Origin of the sequence: Streptomyces viridochromogenes DSM 40736 (genome assembly GCF_000158955.1) — a bacterium.
Lineage (GTDB): Bacteria > Actinomycetota > Actinomycetes > Streptomycetales > Streptomycetaceae > Streptomyces > Streptomyces venetus.
In genome coordinates this window covers 2,847,176-2,868,814 of sequence record NZ_GG657757.1, presented here as the reverse complement: position 1 = coordinate 2,868,814, position 21,639 = coordinate 2,847,176, and the positions used below count along the sequence as shown (strand labels likewise).

Annotated in this window: 19 protein-coding genes; 10 read left to right on the top strand and 9 right to left on the bottom strand. The window is 71.6% G+C overall.

What is annotated here, in order from left to right; genetic code table 11:
* Positions 1 to 28: 28 nt before the first annotated feature.
* Together SSQG_RS12530 and SSQG_RS12525 are read right to left on the bottom strand one after the other, a co-directional pair.
* Positions 29 to 295, bottom strand: coding sequence for a protealysin inhibitor emfourin (locus SSQG_RS12530; protein WP_003990129.1), 267 nt, complete (start codon positions 293 to 295; stop codon positions 29 to 31).
* Between the two features lie 20 nt (positions 296 to 315).
* Positions 316 to 1,377 carry a M4 family metallopeptidase gene (locus tag SSQG_RS12525; protein ID WP_003990128.1) on the bottom strand — a complete coding sequence of 354 codons (1,062 nt, stop codon included), beginning with the start codon at positions 1,375 to 1,377 and terminating at the stop codon, positions 316 to 318.
* A 320-nt stretch (positions 1,378 to 1,697) separates the two neighbouring features.
* On the opposite strand from SSQG_RS12525, the gene leuA reads away from it, so the two are divergent.
* The 6 genes from leuA (at position 1,698) to SSQG_RS12495 (ending at position 9,797) form a co-directional block, all read left to right on the top strand.
* Positions 1,698 to 3,419 (top strand): 2-isopropylmalate synthase, encoded by a 1,722-nt coding sequence (gene leuA, locus SSQG_RS12520; RefSeq protein ID WP_003990126.1) that lies wholly within the window; start codon positions 1,698 to 1,700, stop codon positions 3,417 to 3,419.
* 186 nt (positions 3,420 to 3,605) lie between these two features.
* Positions 3,606 to 4,304 (top strand): TerB family tellurite resistance protein, encoded by a 699-nt coding sequence (locus SSQG_RS12515; protein ID WP_003990125.1) that lies wholly within the window; start codon positions 3,606 to 3,608, stop codon positions 4,302 to 4,304.
* A 160-nt stretch (positions 4,305 to 4,464) separates the two neighbouring features.
* A complete protein-coding gene (locus SSQG_RS12510) occupies positions 4,465 to 6,669 on the top strand; it encodes an MMPL family transporter (RefSeq protein WP_244299110.1) in 2,205 nt (734 codons plus the stop codon).
* Positions 6,670 to 6,679: 10 nt separating this feature from the next.
* Positions 6,680 to 7,906 carry a histidine kinase gene (locus SSQG_RS12505; RefSeq protein ID WP_039932509.1) on the top strand — a complete coding sequence of 409 codons (1,227 nt, stop codon included), beginning with the start codon at positions 6,680 to 6,682 and terminating at the stop codon, positions 7,904 to 7,906.
* Complete coding sequence (locus SSQG_RS12500; RefSeq protein WP_003990122.1) at positions 7,903 to 8,565, top strand: response regulator transcription factor; 663 nt, start codon at positions 7,903 to 7,905, stop codon at positions 8,563 to 8,565. The genes SSQG_RS12505 and SSQG_RS12500 overlap by 4 nt, the downstream gene beginning before the upstream one ends.
* A gap of 47 nt (positions 8,566 to 8,612) precedes the next feature.
* The gene (locus SSQG_RS12495) at positions 8,613 to 9,797 is read left to right on the top strand and encodes a sialidase family protein (protein ID WP_003990121.1); all 1,185 of its coding nucleotides are present in this window, start codon (positions 8,613 to 8,615) and stop codon (positions 9,795 to 9,797) included.
* A gap of 9 nt (positions 9,798 to 9,806) precedes the next feature.
* On the opposite strand, the gene SSQG_RS12490 is transcribed toward SSQG_RS12495, so the two are convergent.
* The 5 genes from SSQG_RS12490 to SSQG_RS12470 are packed head-to-tail and all read right to left on the bottom strand — an operon-like array spanning position 9,807 to position 16,332.
* Positions 9,807 to 10,739: a dihydrodipicolinate synthase family protein gene (locus SSQG_RS12490; RefSeq protein WP_003990120.1), complete on the bottom strand. Its 933-nt coding sequence runs from the start codon at positions 10,737 to 10,739 to the stop codon at positions 9,807 to 9,809.
* The gene (locus SSQG_RS12485; protein WP_003990119.1) at positions 10,736 to 11,755 is read right to left on the bottom strand and encodes an oligopeptide/dipeptide ABC transporter ATP-binding protein; all 1,020 of its coding nucleotides are present in this window, start codon (positions 11,753 to 11,755) and stop codon (positions 10,736 to 10,738) included. The genes SSQG_RS12490 and SSQG_RS12485 overlap by 4 nt, the downstream gene beginning before the upstream one ends.
* Positions 11,752 to 13,725 carry a dipeptide/oligopeptide/nickel ABC transporter permease/ATP-binding protein gene (locus tag SSQG_RS12480; RefSeq protein WP_003990118.1) on the bottom strand — a complete coding sequence of 658 codons (1,974 nt, stop codon included), beginning with the start codon at positions 13,723 to 13,725 and terminating at the stop codon, positions 11,752 to 11,754. Before SSQG_RS12480 ends, SSQG_RS12485 begins: the two co-directional genes overlap by 4 nt.
* An 8-nt stretch (positions 13,726 to 13,733) precedes the next feature.
* Entirely contained in the window at positions 13,734 to 14,696 is a 963-nt protein-coding gene (locus tag SSQG_RS12475; RefSeq protein WP_003990117.1) for an ABC transporter permease, read from the bottom strand.
* Positions 14,697 to 14,700: 4 nt separating this feature from the next.
* Positions 14,701 to 16,332, bottom strand: coding sequence for an ABC transporter substrate-binding protein (locus tag SSQG_RS12470; protein WP_003990116.1), 1,632 nt, complete (start codon positions 16,330 to 16,332; stop codon positions 14,701 to 14,703).
* 243 nt (positions 16,333 to 16,575) lie between these two features.
* On the opposite strand from SSQG_RS12470, the gene SSQG_RS12465 reads away from it, so the two are divergent.
* The 3 genes from SSQG_RS12465 (at position 16,576) to SSQG_RS12455 (ending at position 19,025) form a co-directional block, all read left to right on the top strand.
* Positions 16,576 to 17,289: a FadR/GntR family transcriptional regulator gene (locus SSQG_RS12465; protein ID WP_003990115.1), complete on the top strand. Its 714-nt coding sequence runs from the start codon at positions 16,576 to 16,578 to the stop codon at positions 17,287 to 17,289.
* 32 nt (positions 17,290 to 17,321) lie between these two features.
* Positions 17,322 to 17,768 (top strand): protein-tyrosine phosphatase family protein, encoded by a 447-nt coding sequence (locus SSQG_RS12460; protein ID WP_086025155.1) that lies wholly within the window; start codon positions 17,322 to 17,324, stop codon positions 17,766 to 17,768.
* Positions 17,769 to 17,864: 96 nt separating this feature from the next.
* The gene (locus SSQG_RS12455) at positions 17,865 to 19,025 is read left to right on the top strand and encodes a hypothetical protein (RefSeq protein ID WP_003990113.1); all 1,161 of its coding nucleotides are present in this window, start codon (positions 17,865 to 17,867) and stop codon (positions 19,023 to 19,025) included.
* On the opposite strand, the gene SSQG_RS12450 is transcribed toward SSQG_RS12455, so the two are convergent.
* Together SSQG_RS12450 and SSQG_RS12445 are read right to left on the bottom strand one after the other, a co-directional pair.
* A complete protein-coding gene (locus SSQG_RS12450; RefSeq protein ID WP_039932505.1) occupies positions 19,013 to 20,491 on the bottom strand; it encodes an alpha/beta hydrolase in 1,479 nt (492 codons plus the stop codon). The genes SSQG_RS12455 and SSQG_RS12450 overlap by 13 nt on opposite strands.
* An 80-nt stretch (positions 20,492 to 20,571) precedes the next feature.
* Positions 20,572 to 21,024 (bottom strand): GNAT family N-acetyltransferase, encoded by a 453-nt coding sequence (locus SSQG_RS12445; RefSeq protein WP_003990111.1) that lies wholly within the window; start codon positions 21,022 to 21,024, stop codon positions 20,572 to 20,574.
* 393 nt (positions 21,025 to 21,417) lie between these two features.
* On the opposite strand from SSQG_RS12445, the gene SSQG_RS12440 reads away from it, so the two are divergent.
* On the top strand, positions 21,418 to 21,633 hold the full coding sequence (locus tag SSQG_RS12440; protein ID WP_003990110.1) for a hypothetical protein: 216 nt from the start codon (positions 21,418 to 21,420) through the stop codon (positions 21,631 to 21,633).
* Positions 21,634 to 21,639 lie beyond the last annotated feature (6 nt).

The following is a 21,639-nucleotide window of genomic DNA, read 5'->3' as shown; positions in this document are numbered from 1 at the left end:
AAGTCAACGGCCGGGCGGGAAGGACCTGTTAAGCCCCCTCCTTCAGCACCCGCGAGATCAGCTTCCGCTGCTCGTCCGTCAGCCGGGGGTCCGCGCAGTACACGGTCTTCCCGTCCACCGTGATCTGGTAGCCGAACCCGTCCGGGACCCCGACCGGCGGTGTGGTCCGGCAGTCGGCCACGGCACGCTCGGCCAGAGCGTGCCATTCGGGGGCATCGAGGCGGCCCGAGGTGTCGACCTCGGCGTACCGCTCGATGCCCGCGAACCCGCCCGTGCGCCTCACCTGAATCCGCATGGCACCTGTCTAGTACGGAACTACAGCGTCCGCACCCCGACCTGTTCCCAGGCCTTGGAGACGGCGTCCAGCTCCTCCCCGTCGCCGAAGCGCTCCCGCGCGGCCTTGACGGTGAGCGTGGCGAAGTCGGTGAACATCGCCTGCTGCTTCAGCTCGCCCCCGGTCAGCACGTCGTACCAGACCTGTCCCGCCCGCTCCCAGGCGTGGCCGCCGAGGGCCGTGGCCGCGAGGTAGAAGGCGTGGTTCGGGATGCCCGAGTTGATGTGGACACCGCCGTTGTCGCGGCCGGTGCGGACGTAGTCGTCCATCGACGCGGGCTGCGGGTCCTTGCCGAGGACGTCGTCGTCGTACGCGGTGCCCGGCTCCTTCATGGAGCGCAGCGCCACGCCCGTCACCCGGGGAGCGAGCAGGCCCGCGCCGATCAGCCAGTCGGCCTCGGCGGCGGTCTGGCCGAGCGTGTACTGCTTGATGAGCGAGCCGAAGACGTCCGAGACCGACTCGTTCAGCGCGCCCGGCTGGCCGAAGTAGGTGAGGTTGGCCGTGTACTGCGTGACCCCGTGGACGAGTTCGTGGCCGATGACGTCGATCGGGATGGTGAAGTCGAGGAAGATCTCCCCGTCCCCGTCGCCGAAGACCATCTGCTCGCCGTTCCAGAAGGCGTTGTTGTAGTCCCGGTCGTAGTGGACCGTCGCGTCCAGCGGCAGCCCGTTCCCGTCGATCGAGTCGCGCTGGTACGCCGTGAGCAGCAGCTCGAAGGTGGCGCCCAGGCCGGCGTAGGCGCGGTTGACGGTGGCGTCCCTGCCGGGGTCCTCGCCCTCCCCGCGGACCTTGCGGCCGGGCAGGTCGGTGCCGTGCCGGGCGTCGTAGATCGTGCGCTGCGGCTTGCCGTCGGCTTCCGCGGGGACGGCGCTCGCGCCGAGGACCGTGGTAAGGCGGCGCTGGGTGCGCTCATAGGCGTCGCGCTGCAGGGTGCGGCGGGCGGGACCGGCCAGCGCGGGGTCCTCGGCCTGGGACAGTTTGTCGAGGACGTGGGGCGGGACGATGGTGCAGAAGACGGGCTCGGAGCCCCCGTGAGTCGTCATGCCGGAACCCTTGCACTGCGTGACAGGGCTGTCACTAGTCGCCACCATGATTGGTGAAATACCGGGACAAGGGTCTTCACTCTCCGTGGCGAAGTGGTATGGCGCACTTTTTGTCCCGTTTGGGCGTCCCGGTCCCGCATACTGATACGGACCTCCGCACTTCGGAGAGCTTCGGCTAGCATGCTGCGCATCATGCGTTTCGGGCTGCTTCTCCTTAGCTGCCGCGGCGAGGGCCTGTAGTCGAGGCCGACTCCCTCCCCGCGGAGCTTGGTGCTGCGTCGTCGGCCGTCCACTCGGACACTCTGAGGAGCCCCCGCATCATGGCGAACCGCCAGCAGCCCAGTTCCATGCCGATCCACAAGTACGGCCGCTACGAGCAGGTCGACATCCCCGACCGCACCTGGCCGGGCAACCGGATCACCACCGCCCCCCGCTGGCTCTCCACCGACCTGCGTGACGGCAACCAGGCCCTGATCGACCCCATGTCGCCCGCCCGCAAGCGCGCCATGTTCGACCTGCTGGTCAAGATGGGCTACAAGGAGATCGAGGTCGGCTTCCCGGCCTCCGGCCAGACCGACTTCGACTTCGTGCGCTCCATCATCGAGGAGCCGGGCGCCATCCCCGACGACGTCACCATCTCCGTCCTGACCCAGGCCCGCGAGGACCTGATCGAGCGGACCGTGGAGTCCCTGAAGGGCGCCAAGCGCGCGACCGTCCACCTCTACAACGCCACGGCCCCCGTCTTCCGCCGGGTCGTCTTCCGTGGCTCCAAGGACGACATCAAGCAGATCGCCGTCGACGGCACGCGTCTGGTCATGGAGTACGCGGAGAAGCTGCTGGGCCCCGAGACCGAGTTCGGCTACCAGTACAGCCCCGAGATCTTCACCGACACCGAGCTGGACTTCGCCCTGGAGGTCTGCGAGGCGGTCATGGACGTCTACCAGCCGGGCCCGGGCCGCGAGATCATCCTCAACCTGCCCGCCACCGTCGAGCGTTCGACGCCGTCCACGCACGCGGACCGCTTCGAGTGGATGAGCCGCAACCTCTCGCGCCGCGAGTACGTCTGCGTCTCCGTCCACCCGCACAACGACCGCGGCACGGCCGTTGCCGCCGCCGAGCTGGCCCTGATGGCCGGCGCCGACCGCGTCGAGGGCTGTCTGTTCGGGCAGGGCGAGCGCACCGGCAACGTCGACCTGGTCACCCTGGGCATGAACCTGTTCTCCCAGGGCGTCGACCCGCAGATCGACTTCTCCGACATCGACGAGATCCGTCGTACGTGGGAGTACTGCAACCAGATGGAGGTCCACCCGCGCCACCCGTACGTGGGCGACCTGGTCTACACGTCCTTCTCCGGCTCCCACCAGGACGCCATCAAGAAGGGCTTCGACGCCATGGAGGCCGACGCGGCCGCCAAGGGCGTCACGGTCGACGACATCGAGTGGGCCGTCCCCTACCTGCCGATCGACCCCAAGGACGTCGGCCGCTCCTACGAGGCGGTCATCCGGGTCAACTCGCAGTCCGGCAAGGGCGGTATCGCGTACGTCCTGAAGAACGACCACAAGCTGGAACTGCCCCGCCGGATGCAGATCGAGTTCTCCAAGCTCATCCAGGCGAAGACGGACGCCGAGGGCGGCGAGGTCACGCCGAAGGACATCTGGGCGGCCTTCGAGGACGAGTACCTGCCCAACCCCGAGAACCCGTGGGGCCGGATCCAGGTCAAGAACAACCAGTCGACCACCGACACCGACGGCGTGGACACGCTGAAGGTGGAGGCCACGGTCGACGGCCAGGACACCGTCCTCACCGGTTCCGGCAACGGTCCGATCTCGGCCTTCTTCGACGCGCTGCAGTCCGTCGGCATCGACGTACGCCTGCTGGACTACCAGGAGCACACGATGAGCGAGGGCGCGTCCGCGCAGGCCGCCTCCTACATCGAATGCGCGATTGACGACAAGGTCCTGTGGGGGATCGGAATCGACGCGAACACGACGCGCGCCTCGCTGAAGGCGGTCGTTTCGGCCGTCAACCGCGCCACGCGCTGACCAGCCCTGAAGGCGGTTTGAGGGCTCCGTCCGCCGATGTCCGGCGGACGGAGCCCCGTCGCATACCGGCCAATTGCTGTGAGGGTCACGGAAAGGTCTCCTCCGGGGTGCTGACTCCTCCTCATGGATGTGGCTAACATCACGCAAGCGCGGCGACGCTGCCGTGCGGCGTGACGGAGGTGCTACGTGCTGCCAGGACGGGGACAAAACGGTCATGCCGCCAGGTGTTCGCGCATCCTGGGCACCCGTATCGCATGGACGGCCGCCGGTGACGGGGAGTTCTTCTGCCCCGGCTGCGGCGGCGACCGCAACTACCAGCGGCTGACCGGACAGCGCCGCTTCACCCTGCTCGGCCTGCCCGTGCTGCCGCGCGGCGAGACCGGTCCGGTCGTGGAGTGCGCCGCCTGCCGCCGCCACTTCGGCACCGACGTCCTCGACCATCCGACCACCACCCGCTTCTCCGCGATGCTCCGCGACGCCGTGCACACCGTCGCCCTCGCGGTCCTGGCAGCGGGCGGCGCCGGGTCGCGTACGGCCCTGGAGACCGCCGTGCTCGCCGTGCGCGCGGCCGGCTTCGACGACTGCACGGAGGAGCAGCTGGCCGCCCTCGTCGAGGCACTGGAGGCGGACACCGGGCGGATCACCGGCGAACCCTGCGGCGCGGGACTGGCCATAGAGCTGCACGAGGCGCTGGACCCGCTCGCCCCGCACCTCGCCACCGTCGGCCGCGAATCGATCCTGCTCCAGGGAGCGCGGATCGCCCTCGCGGACGGGCCCTACACCCCCGCCGAACGGGACGTCCTCGCCACGGTCGGGGCCGCGCTCACCATCTGCTCCGACGACGTGACGCGGCTGATGGCGGCCGCGGCTCGCACCCCGTCCTGATCCGGCGGCGCCTTCCGGCGCTACTCCCCGGGGAGTAGTCCGCCGCCCGGACCGCCCCCGGCAGTACCCCCCGGCTCGGTCTTCCGCCCGACGAATCCGCCCCCGGGCGCCGGGAGTCTGGAATCCGTTCCAGACACCCGGACCGGAGGGAGCCCCGCAGATGGGGGACACAAGGACAACCGCACGACGACGGGCCGTGCCCTGGGCGGTGGTCGGGCTCTGGCTCGCCGCGCTCGTACTGCTCGGTCCGCTCGCCGGGAAGTTCGCCGGCATCCAGCAGAACCGCGCGGTCGACTACCTGCCCGACAGCGCCGACTCCACCCAGGTGGCGCGGATCCAGGACCGGCTGCCGGGCGGGGAGTCGACGGACCTCGTGCTCGTGTACCACCGGGAGGGCGGACTGAGCGCCGCCGACCGGCGCACGGCCACCGAGCAGGTCGCCGAGGTGCGCGGCACCTACGACCTGGCGGGCGAACCGCGGGGCGTCCCCTCGAAGGACGGCTCCACCCTCATGTACCCGGTCTCCAGCACCCAGCCGGGGCAGGACGAGGAGGCCCGGGACGCCTTCGTCGAAGGGGTGCGGGAGATCGCCGAGGGCGGCGGCGGGCTGAGCGTGGAGGTCGGCGGGCCCGGGGCGCTGAACACCGACATGAACGAGGTGTTCGGTACGCTCGACGCCACGTTGCTCCTCGCCACGCTCGGCGTCGTCACCGTCCTGCTGGTCCTCATCTACCGAAGCCCCTTCCTGTGGCTGGTCCCGCTCGCCGTCGCGGGCGTCGCCGCCGCCACGGCGATGGCCGCCGGGTACGGACTCCACGAACTGTTCGACGTCACCGTCACCGGCCAGAGCGGCGGCGTGATGACCGTGCTCGTCCTCGGCGCCGGCACGGACTACGCGCTGCTGATCGTCTCCCGCTACCGCGAGGAACTACGCCGCCACGAACGGCCGTACGACGCCATGCGCACCGCCCTGCGCGGCTGTGGACCGGCCGTCCTCGCCTCCTCCGGGACCGTCGCGGCCGGGCTCCTGTGCCTGCTCGCCGCCGATCTCAACAGCAGCAGCGGCATGGGTCCGGTCGGCATGGTCGGGGTGCTCGCCGCGCTGGTCGCCATGACGACCCTGCTGCCCGCCGTGCTGGTGCTGCTCGGGCGGCGCGTGTTCTGGCCGCTGATCCCGGCGTTCGGGAGCGAGCCGAAGACCCGGCGGTCGCTGTTCGCCGCGATGGGCACGTCGGCTACACGGCGCCCGGTCACCGTGCTGGTCGGCGGGGCCGTGCTGCTCGGTGCGCTCGCGCTCGGCACGCTCAATCTGTCCGGCAGCGTCAAGCAGGAGGACTCCTTCACCGAACGACCCGAGTCGATCACCGCGATGCGGACGCTCGCCCGGGAGTATCCCGAGCGCAGCAGCCGGCCCGTGACCGTCATCGCACCCGACCGGCGCGCCGAGACGGTGATGGCCCGGGCCCGTTCGACCGACGGGGTCGCCGAGGTGGCTCCCGGGCGCAGCGGCTCGGGCTGGACCGAGATCGCCGTCTTCACCACCGCCGCGCCCGAGACCGCAGGTGAGACCCGGACCATCGAGGCCCTGCGCGCCGGGCTCGATCCCGAGGGCGCCTACGTCGGTGGGCCCAGTGCCCAGCAGATCGATCTGGCCGACAGCGAGGCTCGGGACCGCGAGGTGATCGTGCCGCTGGTGCTGAGTGCCGTGTTCGTCATCCTGGTCGGGCTGTTGCGGAGCCTTGTCGCGCCGTTGCTGCTGCTCGCGGCGGTGGTCGCGGTGTGGGGCGCGGCGCTGGGGATCGGCGCTCTGGTGTTCGGGCCGGTGTTCGGATTCGGGGGTACGGATGCGGGGCTGGGGTTGTTGTCCTTCGTGTTCCTCGTCGCGCTCGGGGTGGACTACGGCATCTTCCTGATGCACCGAATGCGGGAGGAGTCGGTGCGGGGGGCGGAGCCGGAGGTCGCGGCGCTCGCCGCGTTGCGGAGCACGGGTGGGGTCATCGCCTCCGCGGGGGTTGTGCTCGCGGCGACGTTCGCGGTGCTGACGACGCTGCCTCTGGTCGGGCTGGTGGAGCTCGGGTTCGTGATCGCGGTGGGGGTGCTGCTCGACACGTTCCTGGTGCGTACGTACCTGGTGACCACGGCGAGTGTGCTGCTGAAGCGGTGGGTGTGGTGGCCGGGGAGGCTCTCCCGGGTGCCGGAACCGCCTGCCGGCGCTGAGGGCGGGGCGTCGCGCAGCCCGGCGGAGCGGGGTGCCTCCCCCAAGCTCCCGGCTTCGCTCGAGCAGGGGGTACCCCCATCGCCCACCCGTGCCGCCCCAGCGGCACGACTGCCCGCAGCCGAGGCGGATACGACTGCCCGCAGCTGAGTGGTCCAGGATGAGGCTCGTGCAGGCACCCATCGCAGGTAATCGGATCATCTCGGCGATCCACCGGGATCCGTTGACCGCTCCGCACGCCGTCCGGAACGACACCGTGCTCGCCGGCCTCGCCGCCCTTCTCGCGGTCTCTCTCGCGCTGTTCGTGGACGGCGGCCGGAGGCCCGACGCGCTCGGGTGGGTGTTGCTGGTCGCCTGTCACGTGCCCTTGCCGTGGCGGCGGCGCCGTCCGATGCTCGTGCTGCTCGTGGTCGTGGCCTGTGTCGCCCCGTACCACGCCCTCGACAACACCCACTCCGCGCCGACCCCGGCCACCTACATCGCCCTCTACACGGTCGCCGTCACCGGCCGGCCGCTGCGGGCCGTGCTGGTCGGGGCCGGCGTCATCGCTCTCTCGACGAGCGTGATGCTCACCGTCAGCGCCCACGAGGCCCTGAAGGTGCTGCAGATCTCCGGGTGGGTGGTCGCCGTGCTCTTCTGCGGCGTCGACATGCGCTTCTACCGTCAGTACGTCGCCTCCATCGTGGAACGCGCGGAACGCGCCGAACGCACCCGCGAGGAGGAGGCCCGGCGCCGGGTCGCCGAGGAGCGGGTGCGGATCGCCCGGGACCTGCACGACCTGCTGGCGCACACCATCACCGTCATCGGCGTGCAGACCTCCGTCGCCGCCCATGTGCTGTCCGCCGACCCCGAGCGGCTCGACCGCGCGACGGTGGCGAAGGCCCTGGACGACATCGCCGAGACCTGCCGCAGCGCCCGCGGCGAACTCCGCACGACGCTGGAGGTACTGCGTGAGCACGGCTCGCCGGACGCCCGCGGCCCGCTGCCCGGCCTCGACGGCCTGCCCGACCTGGCCGAGGCCGCGCGGCTCGCCGGAGCCCGGGTCGAGCAGACCGTGCGGATACGGCAGGCGCCCCCGGCCGTCGGCGCCGCGGCCTACCGCATCGTGCAGGAGGCGCTGACGAACGTCGTGCGGCACGCGGGGCCCGAACCGGCCGTCCGTGTCGAACTGGACGAACGGCAGGGCGCCCTGCACCTGTCGGTCAGCGACGACGGCACCGGACCGGCTCCGAACGGCGCCCCGGGCTTCGGACTCGTCGGGATGCGGGAGCGGGCCCGCAGCGTGGGTGGCACACTCGACGCCGGTCCGCGTGCGGCCGGCGGATTCGAGGTGACCGCCGTGCTGCCGCTGACGAAGGCAGGGGAGACGGGGGAGGGGACCGTATGACCGTCCGGGTGCTGCTCGCGGACGACCAGACGCTGGTTCGGGAGGCGTTCGCGATGCTCGTGGAGTCGGCCCCCGACATGGAGGTCGTCGGCCAGGCCGCGACCGGCAGGCAGGCCGTGGAGCTGGTCCGCGGCGCACGCGCCGACCTCGTGGTCATGGACATCCGCATGCCCGACCTGGACGGCATCGAGGCGACCCGGCTCATCGCGGCCGACGAGGACCTCGCCGGTGTCCGCGTCCTGGTCCTCACCACCTACGACACCGACGAGAACATCGTGGACGCCCTGCGCGCCGGTGCCTCCGGATTCCTGGTGAAGGACACCAGGCCGGCCGAACTCCTCGACGCCATCCGTACCGTCGCGGCCGGGGATTCCCTGCTGTCGCCCGGGCCGACGGCCCGGCTGATCCAGCGGTTCCTGCGCAGCCCCTCGGCACCGGAGACCGGCGGACCGGAGTGCCTCTCCGACCGGGAACGGGAGGTGCTCACGCTGGTCGGGCGCGGCCTCAACAACACCGAGATAGCGGAGTCCCTGGGCCTCAGCCCGCTGACCGCGAAGACCCACGTCAGCCGCATCATGGGCAAGCTGGCAGCGCGGGACCGGGCACAGCTGGTCATCGTCGCCTACGAGTCAGGGCTGGTGACACCGGGGAACATCTGACGGACAGGCACGGTCCGACGCACCGTCACGTTTCCGTCAGGAGAAGGATGAGACTCCTCAGCCGCACCCTCCTCGTCACCGCGGTCCTCCTCACCCCGCTCACCGCCGCCACCGACGCCTCGGCCACCCCCGGCTGCGTCTCCTCCGTCCCGTACGTCGCGGGCGAGGGCGGCTACGACACGTACCGCATCCCCGCCACGGTCGTCACCGGCAAGGGCACCGTCCTCGCCTTCGCCGAAGGGCGGCGCGGCGGCGCCGGCGACACCGGCGACATCGACGTCGTCCTCCGGCGCTCGATGGACGGCGGCTGCACCTGGGGCCCGCTCGTCGTCGTGGCCGCCGGGAACGGCGACACCCGGGGCAACCCGGCCCCCGTCGTCGACCCGCGCACCGGAGCGGTCGTCCTGCTCACGTCCTACAACAGCGGCAAGGTGACCGAGGCCCAGATCATGCGCGGTGAGGTCACGCCCGAGCAGGGCCGCCGCGTGTTCGTGCAGCGCAGCCGGGACGACGGCCGGCACTTCACCGCACCCCGCGAGATCACGCGGCAGGTGAAACTCCCGTCCTGGCGCTGGTACGCGACCGGCCCCGGCCATGCGATCGCCCTGACCCACGGCCCGTACGCGGGTCGCCTGGTCGTCCCCGCCAACCACTCGGCGGCCCCGCCGGCCGGTTCCGCAGACACCGGCCAGGAGCCCCGGTACTACGGCGCCCACGCCCTCCTCAGCGACGACGGCGGCCGGACCTGGCGCCTCGGCTTCGTCGACGACTCCTACGAGGGCGTGCACAACGCCAACGAGTCGACCGCCGCCCAGCTCCCCGACGGCAGGGTCTACTTCAACGCGCGCGACCAGCACGGCACGAGCACCGGCAACCGGCTCGACAGCCACTCCGGCGACGGCGGCCGGACCCTCGACCGGCCGTACACCGTCCAGCCCACCCTGAACGACGTCCCCGTGGTCCAGGGGAGCGTGCTCCAGCTTCCCGGCCGCCGCGCACCCCTGCTGTTCTCCGGACCGTCCGTGCCCACCGCCCGCCGGGCCATGGCCGTGTGGCGCAGCACGGACGGCGGCACCGGCTTCACCAAGGTGCTGACGCTCTCCCAGCAGCCCGCCGCCTACTCCGACCTGGTGCCGCTCGGCCCGAGGACCGTGGGGATCCTCTACGAGACGGGGGCGCGGGGGACCTACGAGACCATGGAGTTCCGCCGCCTGCCCGTAGACGATCTCTAGGGACGAGCTCTAGAGCAGCCCGGCCGCCGCCAGGTACTTCCCGACCCGCTCCACCTCGTCCTGCGCCAACGGCACCTGCGGCTCCGCCGTGACCGGGCAGTCGATCACGCCCCGCAGGTGCAGCGCGGCCTTGAAAGCGCCGATCGCCGAGGAGCCGGCGCCCATCCGGGCCGGGTCGCCGACGGTCACCAGGCCGAACAGGGCGCACAGCCGCTCCTGCTCGGCACGGGCGCCCTCCAGATCCCCGGAGCGGTGCAGGTCGTACAGGCGGACGTAGCCGTGCGGGTCGACGTTGCCGAGGCCGGGGACCGCGCCGTCCGCGCCGAGCGTGAGGGCCGCGTCGACGACCAGCTCGGAGCCGGTCAGCACACGGAAACCGGTGAGGCCCTGGCGGTCCCGGGCACCGGTGACGATGTGGCGGAAGGCCGCCAGGTCGCCGCTGGAGTCCTTCAGCCCGGCCAGGACACCGTCCGCCGCCAGCTCCAGGACGACGTCGGCGGGCAGCTTCGTGTGGACGGCGACCGGGATGTCGTAGGCGATGACCGGGACCGGGCTCGCCGCCGCGACCCCCCGGTAGTGGCGGGCGATCTCCGCTGGGTGGGTGCGGGCGTAGAAGGGGGCGGTGACGACGACGCCGTCCGCGCCGGCCGCCGTCACCGACGCGACGTGGTCCAGGACCCGGGGTGTCGTCATGTCGATCGCCCCGGCCAGCACCGGAAGCTCTCCGGCGACGTGCGCCGCGACCGACTCGACCACCAGCCGGCGCTGCCCGTCCGTCAGATACGCCGCCTCCGACGTCGAGCCGAGCACGAACAGACCGTGCGCCCCGCCGGTCACCAGATGGTCGACCAGCCTGAGCAGCGAGGGAACGTCCACCTCGCGGTCCGGTGTCAGGGGCGTGCAGACGGGCGGGATGACACCGGTCGGCGAGGTGAGGGTCACGGAGCCTCCATCGGGGCGCGTCGGCGGACGAGGTCGCGGGTCGACTCGTCCTCCTGGACAGGATGGTGGCAGCGGAAGCGGTGTCCGGGGGACGACGCGGCGGAGAAACCCGGCATCTCTCGCCCGCACAGCCCGTCCGCCTTCCAGCAGCGGGTACGGAACGGGCAGCCGCTCGGCGGGCGCGTCGCCGACGGGACCGGACCGGCCAGCGGAATCGGGTCGATCGGGTCGAGCAGCCCGGGCGTGGCGGAGAACAGGGCGCGGGTGTACGGGTGCCGGGCCCGGTCGGTGACCAGGGCGGCCGGGGACTCCTCCACGATCCGCCCCAGGTACATGGTGATCACACGGTCGCTCATCCGGCGTACCGTCTGGATGTCGTGCGAGACGAACACCAGGGCCAGCCCGAGGCGTTCCTTCAGATCCAGCAGGAGGTTGAGGATCTGCGCGCGGACCGAGACGTCCAGGGCGCTCGTCGGCTCGTCCGCCACGACCAGGTCCGGGTCCAGCGCCAGGGCCCGGGCGATCGCCACGCGCTGGCGCTGCCCGCCCGACAGCTGGCCCGGCAGGGCCTCGGCCAGAGCCCGGGGGAGGCCCACCAGAGCCATCAACTCCCGCACCCGCTCGTCCCGCTGGGCCCTCGTGCCCCGGTCGTGCACGTCCAGCGGATCCCGCAGGATCTGCCGGACGGTCAGGCGGCGGTTCAGGGCCGTCGACGGGTCCTGGAAGATCATGCCGGTGCTGCCGCCGACGACCCGGCGGCGCTCGGCCGGCGGCATCGCCCACAGGTCGCGGCCCCGGAACGACACCGTCCCCCGGGTCGGCCGCTCCACCCCCACCAGCACCTTCGCCAGCGTCGACTTCCCGCAGCCCGACTCACCGACCACACCGACCGTCTCGCCGGGCGCGATGGCCAGGTCGGCGCCGGTCAGGGCGTACACCCGGTCCCGGGTGAACAGGCCCCCGCTGCGGGCCTTGTGGACCACGTGCGCCTGCGCCAACTCCACCAGCGCGCTCATGACACCGCCTCGGTCTCGGTGGTCGCCGGTCGCATGGCCGGGTGATGACAGGCCACCGTGTGCGCGGGAGGGCCGGCCAGGACGGGAGCCGTCGCATGGCAGGTCTCGCTCGCGCGCGGGCACCGGTCGGCGAACCGGCACCCCGCCGGGAAGTCGGCCGGGGACGGCACGACCCCCCTGATCTGCGTCATGCGCTCCTGCGACGACTCCAGCGACAGCACACTGCCGAGCAGGCCGCGCGTGTAGTGGTGGGCCGGTGCCTCCACCAGGTCGGCGGTCACGCCCGTCTCCACGATCTGCCCGCCGTACATCACCACCACCCGGTCGGTGACGTCCGCGACCAGCGCCAGGTCGTGCGAGACGAGGATCAGGGCGAAACCCAGCTCCTCGCGCAGCCGCAGCAGCAGCTCCATGACCTGCGCCTGCACGGTGACGTCGAGGGCGGTCGTCGGCTCGTCGGCGACGATCAGCTTCGGGTCGCGGGACAGGGCCATGGCGATCAGGACGCGCTGGCGCTGGCCGCCGGAGAGTTCGTGCGGGTAGCTGCGCAGGGTGCGCTCGGGGTCGAGGCCGACCATCGTCAGCAACTCGGCGGGAGTGCGCCGCCCGCCACGCCGGACGACCTGCCCCAGCTGGGCGCGGATCGTCATCGCCGGGTTCAGCGACGACAGGGCGTCCTGGTAGATCATCGCCATCTCGTGGCCGAGCAGCCTGCGGCGGACGCGCATCGGCTCGGCGAGCAGGTCCCGCTGGTCGAAACGGACCTGGCCCCGGACACGCGCCCCCTTCGGCTGGAGTCCCATGACGGCGAGCGCGGTCAGGGACTTGCCGCAGCCCGACTCGCCGACCAGCCCGAGCACCTCGCCGGGCCGCACCTCGAAGCTGATGCCGTCCACGACGTCCACGCCGCCGTGCCGCTGCTCGAAGCCGACGGCGAGGTTCTCCACGGCGAGCACCGGCTGCCCGTCCCGGGGCAGGTCACGGGCCCGGGCCCGTAGCCGCCGGGCCGCCTCCGCGAGACCGGGCAGCTGTACGACCTCCCCGCTGCCGGGCTCCGGCGCCTCGAGCCGGTCGTCCTCCGGCGCGTCCACCTGCCGCGCCGACGGGGCGGCCCAGGCGTCGGACGCCCCCTCGGACAGGATGTTCAGCGACAGCACCGTGACCAGCATCAGCAGCCCGGGGAACACGGTCGCCCACCAGCCCCCGGTCAGCACCATGTTCTTGCCGTCCGCGATGACACTGCCCCAGGACGGGTCGGGCGGCCGTACCCCGGCCCCGATGAAGGACAGTGACGCCTCGAAGACGATCGCCTCGGCGACCTGGACCGTGCAGAACACCAGCACGGGCGCGGCGCAGTTGATCGCCACGTGCTTCAGCACGATGTGCGGTGTCCGGGCGCCGATCACCCGTTCCGCCGTCACATAGTCCTCGCCGTACTGGTCGAGGACGTTCGCCCGGACGACCCGCGCCACCGGCGGGGTGAACAGGAACGCGATCGCGCAGATCAGCACCGTGATCCCACCGCCGAACACCGCCACCAGCACGGCCGCGAGCGCGATGCCCGGGAACGCCATCACCACGTCCAGACAGCGCATCAGCGTCTCGTCGACCGCCTTGCGCGACGTGGCCGCGACCGCACCGAGCAGCGCGCCCACCACCAGGGCGAGGGCGGTGGCGCCGAGCCCGATCGCGAGCGACCAGCGCGCCCCGTACATCAGCCGGCTGAGGATGTCCCGGCCGAGGCTGTCCTGGCCCATCCAGTGCCCGGCGGACGGATGCCCGGTGCCGTCGACGGGCGGCTGCTGGTCGAGCGGGTCGTGCGGGGCGAGGGCCGGGGCGAGGAGCGCCACCAGGACGACGACCGTCAGGAAGCAGACGGCGACCTTCGACAGCAACGGCAGCCGGCGCAGGCCACGGAACCGGACGCCGGGCCGGGACAGCGCCCCGGCGAGGCTCTTGCGGGTCATCATGCGGGTCATCAGGTGGTCGCATCCCTCAGTCGCGGGTTGACCAGCAGGTAGAGGACGTCGATGACGAGGTTCACGACGACGAACCCGGCCGCCGTGGTCAGGACGACGCCCTGGACGACGGCCGGATCGCCGTTCTTCACGGCGTCGATCATCAGCTTGCCCATGCCCGGCAGCGAGAAGATCGTCTCGATGACGACCGCGCCGCCGAGGAGGTAGCCGACGCGCAGGCCGAGCACGGTGAGCGGATTGATCAGGGCGTTGCGCAGGACGTTCCGCCCGACCACGACCCGGGGCGGCAGTCCGCTCCCGATCGCCGTCCGTACGTAGTCCTTGTCCAGTTCCTCCACCACGGCCGTCCGTACGATCCGGGTCAGCTGCGCCGCCACCGGGAGCGAGAGGGCGAGGGCGGGGAGCGTCATCGTCTTCAGCCAGCCGGTGAAGGAGTCGGCCGGGTTGATGTAGCCGCCGGTCGGGAACCAGCCCAGGTCGACCGCCAGGTACTGGATCATCAGCAGCGCCAGCCAGAAGCCGGGCGCCGCGACGCCGGTCAGCGACACGACCCGGATGATCTGGTCGGGCAGCCGGTCGCGGTAGATCGCGGCGGTGACCCCGCCCACCAGGGACAGCACCACCGCGATGCCCAGGCCCAGGAAGGTCAGCTGGAGGGTGAGCGGCAGCGCGGTGGTGACCTGGTCGAGCACCGGTGCCCGGGTCAGGGCGCTGGTGCCCATGTCGCCGTGGAGCAGGTCGGCGACGAAGTCCACGTAGCGCACGGGCAGCGGGTCGAGCAGGCCGTGTTCCTCCCGGAAGTCGTGGAGCTGCCGGGGTGTCGGGTTGGCGCCCTGGAAGAACGCGGACGCCGGGTCGACGTCCGAGAACCGCATCACCAGGAACACGAACAGCACGATGCCGAGCATCAGCGGCACGAGCAGGGCGACGCGGCGGAGCAGGATCCGCAGGACGGCCGTCATACCGCTAGGCCCACTTGGCCTGGAGGAGGTTGATGCCCGGGTACGGCTGTGCCCTTATCCCGCTGAGCCGCTTCGGGTCCCACGCGGTCATCAGCTCGTTGTGGACGACCGGGTAGAGCACGGCCTGCTCGGCGACGACGTCGATGTAGTCCTGGACCATCGCCTTCTTCTTCGCGGTGTCCGGCTCCCGGGTGGCCCGGTCCATGTCCTTGAAGAGCGCCTTGGCGACGGGGTCGCCGGCCCACCGCGTGTACTGCATCCACAGGTTCTCGGGCCCGTAGTTGTAGTGCATGATCAGGTCGGCGTCGAGGCCGAACTGGTTGGGGTTCGAGGCGGCGGCGACGACCTGGTAGTCCTGCTTCTGGTCCATCTTCGTGAACACGGCCGTGGTCTCCTGCGGAGACAGGGTCGTACGGACCCCGATGGCGTCCCAGGAGGCCTTGATGGTCGGCAGGCAGTCGACGATCCAGCTGACGTTCACGGCGAGGATCTCGATGCTCAGCCCCTTGACCCCGGCGGCCCTGAGCAGCGCCTTCGCCTTGTCGGGGTCGTAGTCGTAGACCGTCTTCGCCCGGCGGTAGGACGGGTTGCTCTCGTCGAGGAAGGAACTCGACGGTTTTCCATGGCCTTTGAGAGCGACCTCCACCATCTTCCCGGTGTCGATGGCGTAGTGCAGGGCCTGGCGCACGCGCACGTCGTCGAAGGGTTTGTGCTTGGTGTTGAACATCAGGAACAGGTTGTTCATCCCGGCGCCGCCGGCGACCGTCAGCCCGCCGCCCTCCAACTGCCCGATGTTGGCGTAGGGGATGTTGTCCGCGATCTGCGCGCCCGCGCTGGACCCGGAGATCTTCGCGACGCGGGGCGCCGCGTCCACGATCGTCAGCCAGTTCATCTTGCGGAAGGCGGGCTTGCGGGGGCCGTTGTAGCCGTCGAACGCCTCGAAGGTGGTGTTCGACTTCGGGTGGTGCGCGGTCTGCCGGTAGGGCCCCGAGCCGATCGCCTTGCCCTTGATGGCGTCGTCCCAGGCGCCCGGCTTCGAGAACACGTGCCTCGGCATGATCTTGGCGAGCGTCAGCCGCGAAAGGCCGTCCGGGAACGGGAACTTGAGCACCAGCTCGACGTTTCGCGCGTCGATCTTCCGGACCTCCTTCAGCCAGCTCGCGAAGAACCCCTTGGCGAGGGTCTGGGTGTCCGGGTCGAGGATCCGCTCGAAGACGAAGACGACGTCGTCGGCCGTGACGGGCTCGCCGTCGTGGAACCGTGCCCCGGTCCGCAGCGCGAACTTCCAGGACGTGCCGCTCGGGTCCTTCGGCACCTCGGTCGCCAGGGCCGCGTACGGCTCGCGGGAGATCGGGTCGGTGTCGAGCAGGCCCTCGTAGATGTGGTTGTTGGCGGCCATGCAGAACGCGGACGCCGTCTGGGTGGGGTCCCAGCTGCCGTCGTTGCCGTAGCCGATCACCGCGGTGAGCGTCCGGTTCGCGCCGTCGCCCCCGCCGCCGGTGTCGTTCGTGGACTCCGGCCCGGACGAACAGGCCGACAGCGACGCGGAGACGGCGGCGGCCGCGCCCAGCGCGCCGGTGTACTTCAGGAACGACCGGCGGTGCAGCGCCGGCACGTCATGGGTCACGTCGCGCACGGGTCCTCCAGCGAGAGGTCTGGGCGGGAAGGGACTGGCTGAGGAGATACGACGTCCTACGTCCTGCGGTCAGCGCGACCATAGGAGGGGCCGTGGGGCCGGTCAAGGGATCGCACACGAATGGCGTATCCGCCAGAGGTCGCACCAATGGCGCCGCATGCGGGGCGAGTTGACGTCGTATCAGGGCGGTAGCGGAACCGGGTACCGCCAGAGGTGGGACGTGGGACGTCCGGGGCGCGTACGATGCGGCGCATGTCCGAGGAGCCCAGGACCAGCCGGGTGCAGCGCCAGGTCGTGCAGCTCATCCTCGACCGCAGACTCACCGCCGGCGCGCCGCTGCCCACCGAGGCCGAACTGATGGAGGCCCTCGGCGTCAGCCGCAACTCCGTCCGCGAGGCCCTCAAGGCCCTCCAGGCCCTCGACATCGTCGAGATCCGCCACGGCTACGGCACCTACGTCGGCCAGGCCTCCCTCACCCCGCTCGTCGACGGCCTCACCTTCCGCACCCTGGCCCGGCACGACGACGACACCGGCGCCCTCGCCGAGATCCTTCAGGTCCGCGAGGTGCTGGAGGAGGGGCTCATCCGCCGGGTCGCCACGACGGTCACGGAAGCGGAACTGGACCGGCTGGAAGGCGTGGTGACCCGTATGGAGTCCGCCGGCGGCACGGGCCGCTCCTTCCCGGATCTCGACCGCGAGTTCCACGAGGCCCTGTACGCCTCCCTCGGCAACGCGCTGGTTCCGCAACTCCTCGGCGCCTTCTGGACGGTGTTCCGACGGGTCTCCGGCGCCCGCGGCTGGACCGACGACCCGTCCCCCGAGATCACCGTCCGCCGCCACCGCGACATCGTCACGGCACTGCGCGCCCGTGACGTGGAGGGGGCGCAGCGGGCGATGACGGTCCACTTCCGGGGGATCGAGGCGCGGGCGGCGGAGGAGTCGCGGGGAGTGAGCTGATTCCGCTCCCCGCCGGGCGAGAGCGAAGCATGATGAGGGGCGTGAGCGAGCTGTGGAACGAGCGTGACACCGGCGTCCTGAGACTGCCTTCGGGTCGGCTGGTACGGGGGCGAGGTCTCCGCCACCCCCTGGACCCCATGGCCCCCCTTCCCTCCTACGGTGTCTACCTGCTCGGCCGGCAGCCGTCCGAGGTTCCCTGGGAGTCCGGTTGGATCCGCTGGCCCGACTTCCGCCTTCCGTCGGACCGGGCGGCCGCCCGCGTGGTGCTCGCGGACGCCTGGGAGCGGGCCGCCGGGGAGCGGGTGGAGATCGCCTGCGGTGGTGGACGAGGCCGCACGGGCACGGCCCTGGCCTGCCTCGCGGTCCTGGACGGGGTGCCGGGCGAGGAGGCGGTCGCGTACGTCCGGGGGCACTACGACCGGCATGCGGTGGAAACGCCCTGGCAGCGGCGGTACGTGCGCCGGTTCGGCGAGGGATGAGCCCTTCCTTCGGCGCGGTACCTCATACCTTGGTCGGGCTGCCGTAGACCGACGGCCGACAGCGGACCCGGTGTCCGGCCCGGCACAGTGAACCGCATGGAAGAGACCAAAGGGAACAAGCAGGAGAAGGGGATCAGCCGGGCGCGGTTCCTGGCCGGGACGGCGGCGGTGGGGATCGCCGGGGCGGCGGGACCGGCCGGGCAGGCCCGGGCGGCTGAAGCCCGGCACGCCCGGGGGCTGCGCCGCCATGGCGTCGTCTACACCGTCGGGGCGGGGGACACGCCGGGTACCGCGTGGAGTGCGCGCCGGATGCGGGCCGATGTGCGGGCCATCCGTGACGAGCTGCACGCCGACACCATCGACGTCACGGGCGACGGCGTCGAACGGCTCACCGCCACCGCCGCCGAAGCCGCCGAACGCGGGCTGCACGTCTGGTTGCAGCCGACCCTCGGTGACGCCCCGCAGCGGGACATCCTGGAACACCTCGCCGAGACCGGCCGGTTCGCGCAGGGGCTGCGACGGCAGGGGGCGAGTGTCGACCTCAGCGTCGGCTGCGAGTTCTGGCTGTTCGTCCCTGGCATCCTGCCGGGCGAGACGGTCCTGGACCGGATCCGCAACCTCCAGAACGGCACCGTCGACTGGCCGCGGACGCAGCGCCGCCTCGCCGACTTCACGGCGAAGGCCGCGAAGGTCGGCCGCTCGGTCTTCAGGGGCAACCTCAGCTATGCCGCCGCCCAGAGCATCGACGACCCGGACTGGAACCTCTTCGACATCGTCGGCATCGACTACTACTCGTACTTCGCGAAACGGTCCGAGTACGTCCGGGAACTGAAGCAGTACCTGCGCCGCGGCAAGCCGCTCGCGATCACGGAGTTCGGCACGTGCGCCTACGTCGGCGCCCCGGCGACCGCCGGCATGGGCTGGGACATCGTCGACTACGACAAGGAGCCGCCGGAGATCAAGGGGAACCCGGTCCGCAGCGAACGCGTCCAGGCCGAGTACGTGGGCGAACTGCTGGACGTCTTCGACTCGATGGGCCTGTACGCGGCGATGACCTTCGAGTTCGTCAGCGCGGACGCGCCGCACCGCCCGGACGAGCCCCGCCTCGACCTCGACATGGCGGCGTACTCCCTCACCAAGGCGATCAAGGACCGCCCGGACGACCCCGCCTCCGGCTGGCACTGGGAGCCGAAGGAGGCGTTCCACGCGGTGGCCCGCAGGTACGCCGGGGCGTGTCAGACCGGTCAGCGGCAGTAGGTGTCCTTGCGGGGGCGTTCCCCGGTGGCCAGGAAGCGTGAGACGAGGGCGTCGCCGCACGCGGTGCCGTTGTCCAGGTAGGCGCCATGGCCGGTGGCGTCGTTCGTGACCATCACGGCTCGCCGGCCCAGCGCCTCGCGCAGTTTCAGCGCACCACCGAGAGGGGTCGCCACGTCCCGCTCGTTCTGGATGAGCAGCACATCGGACGGCCCCCGGTCGGTGACGCGCACCGGCGGCTCCTTCGGCTGCCACGGCCAGGCGGCGCACACCATCGCGTTCCTCGGCATGCCCGCGGTCAGCGGGTACTTCGAGCGGCCGGCGGCGACGTCCTTCCGGTAGACGGCGGCCGACCGGGGCCAGGCGGCGTCGTTGCAGACGGTGGTGGCAACGACCGCGGCATAGTTCCGCAGTACCGAGTCCGGCGGCGCCTGGCCCGCGGGCGGCACCGTGCCCTTCTTCGCCGCCAGCATCAGCTTGGCGACGGCGGGGTAGCCGTCGGCGGGGTCGTAGAAGCCGTCCAGCATGGTCTGGCGCAGGACATTGCCGTTCAGCTCCTCGGGGTTGGCGCCCGGCCAGGGGATCGGCGCGCGGTCGAGGCGGGCGGCGAGGCGCAAGAAGAGCGGGCGCACCTCGGCCGCGGTGCGGGCCAGCCGGTACGGGTTTCCGGGCCGGGAGGCCCACTTGGCGAACTCGGGGAAGTTGTCCTCGACGCCGACCTCGAACGCGGCGAGCCAGGCGCGCTGGGCCCGCACCGGGTCGGGGTGGTCGTTGCTGTCGAGCACGATGCGGTCGGTGCGCCGCGGGAACATCTCGAGGTAGGCGGCGCCGACGTACGTGCCGTACGAGACGCCCCAGGCCGACAGCTTGCGCTCGCCGAGGGCGGCGCGGATGCGGTCGATGTCGCGGGCGTTGTTCTTGGTGCTGATGTGCCGCAGCAGTTCGTCGCCGTCGCGGGCGCAGGCGTCCGAGATCCGGCGGGCGACGGCCATGTTCCCGGCGACGGATCCACCGGCTGAGGGCCAGGGGAGCAGCTTGGTGCGGGCGAGGTCGGAGTGGTCGATGTCGCAGCTCACGGGTGTGGACGGGGAATTGCCGCGCGGTGCGAAGCCGATGAGGTCGTATGCGTCGCGTACCGACCGGGGCAGCTGCCTGCCCTTCTCGGAGGGATCGGAGAGGCTGTCGCCGCCGGGCCCGCCCGGGACGAGCAACAGCGCACCGCGACGGGCGGCGGGCTTCTCGCTCGGAATCCGGGAGACGGCGATCCGGATCGTCCGCCCGTCGGGATCGGAGTAGTCCATCGGGACGTCCACGGTGGCGCACCGCTGTCTGGGATCGAGGCCGGTGCCCTCGCACTTGGTCCACGTGAGAGGCCCGGCCGCCGCGGCGGACGCGCTCAACGGGACGGTGAGCCCGAGCAGGACGACGGAGGCCGCGACCAGTGCGGCGGTGCGCTTGATCTGCTTCATGGGAAGAGCCTGGCGGCTCTCGGGCACACTCCGAATCCGGGTAACGCCCGGATCCGGCAGGGGGTTTACCCCCTACGGGCTCACTCGCCGAAGCGGCCGTCCCCGCCCGGGAGCCTCAGCATGAAGACGTCGATCGGGTCCTGGGATTCGACCTCGAAGCCGTGGCGTTCGTAGAGGCGGCGGGCCCGGCTGCCCTGGAGAACGTTCAGCCGGACCGGTTCGCCGGCTTCGTCCGTCCTGGCCAGCACGGCGCGCAGGACGGCCGAACCCAGGCCTCGGCCCTGCACGGCGGGGGCGAGGTAGAAGTGCTCCAGCCGGTGGCCCCGGTCCTCTTCGGAGGGACACAGGGCCACGCTGCCCGCGAAGACGCCGTCGGCCTCGATGATCGATGTGTGCCGCGGGAGGAAGGCGTCCCGCAGCCGCTGCCTCACGCGGTGCTCGTCGAAACGGCCCAGACGCTCCAGGTCCGGGCGCATGACCATGGCCCGCAGCTCCGCGATCGGCTCGACGTCCCGCGGCTCGGCCGGGCGCATGACCCACCGCACGGGGCCCGTCCGTATGCCGTCCGCCTCGGTACGCGTGTCCACGGCCGGATTATGTCAGCGGCCGCGCCGCTCATCGTCAACCGACTTCCTGCACAACCGCCCGAAAATGCCGCCGACGTGCGTGTTTTGCCGAACCCCTTTGTGCCGCGCCGCAGTTGTACGGCACAGACCCTTCCCGAGTGTAGACGCGGAGCGTCACCGTGAGGATGCGAAGAGTGAAATCCCTGCGGGGAGGGGAGCACGGTGGAGGCACGACACTCGGCGCTGCGCCGAAGAAGCGGAGGATGCGGTGAAGGAACTGCGGGCGGAACTCGCCGAGGCCGGAAACAGGCCGCCGTCACCGGGGGCGGCGACGGCCCGGCGGCTCGCGGCGGTGGCGCGGTGAAGCCCCCGATCGGCGCGCACGTCGTCGACACCCGCAGTGACCGCATCGGCATCGTCATGGGGCATGAGGGGCCCTATGTGCAGTTGCGGCCGTACGGGGGCGGCAAGGAGTGGGACGTCGATCCCGGTGCCGTACGGCACGCCACCCCGGCCGAGCGGCTGCGCGCGGCGACGGCGTACGCCAACGCACGCAGCAGGGGCGATCTCCCTTGACGCGGT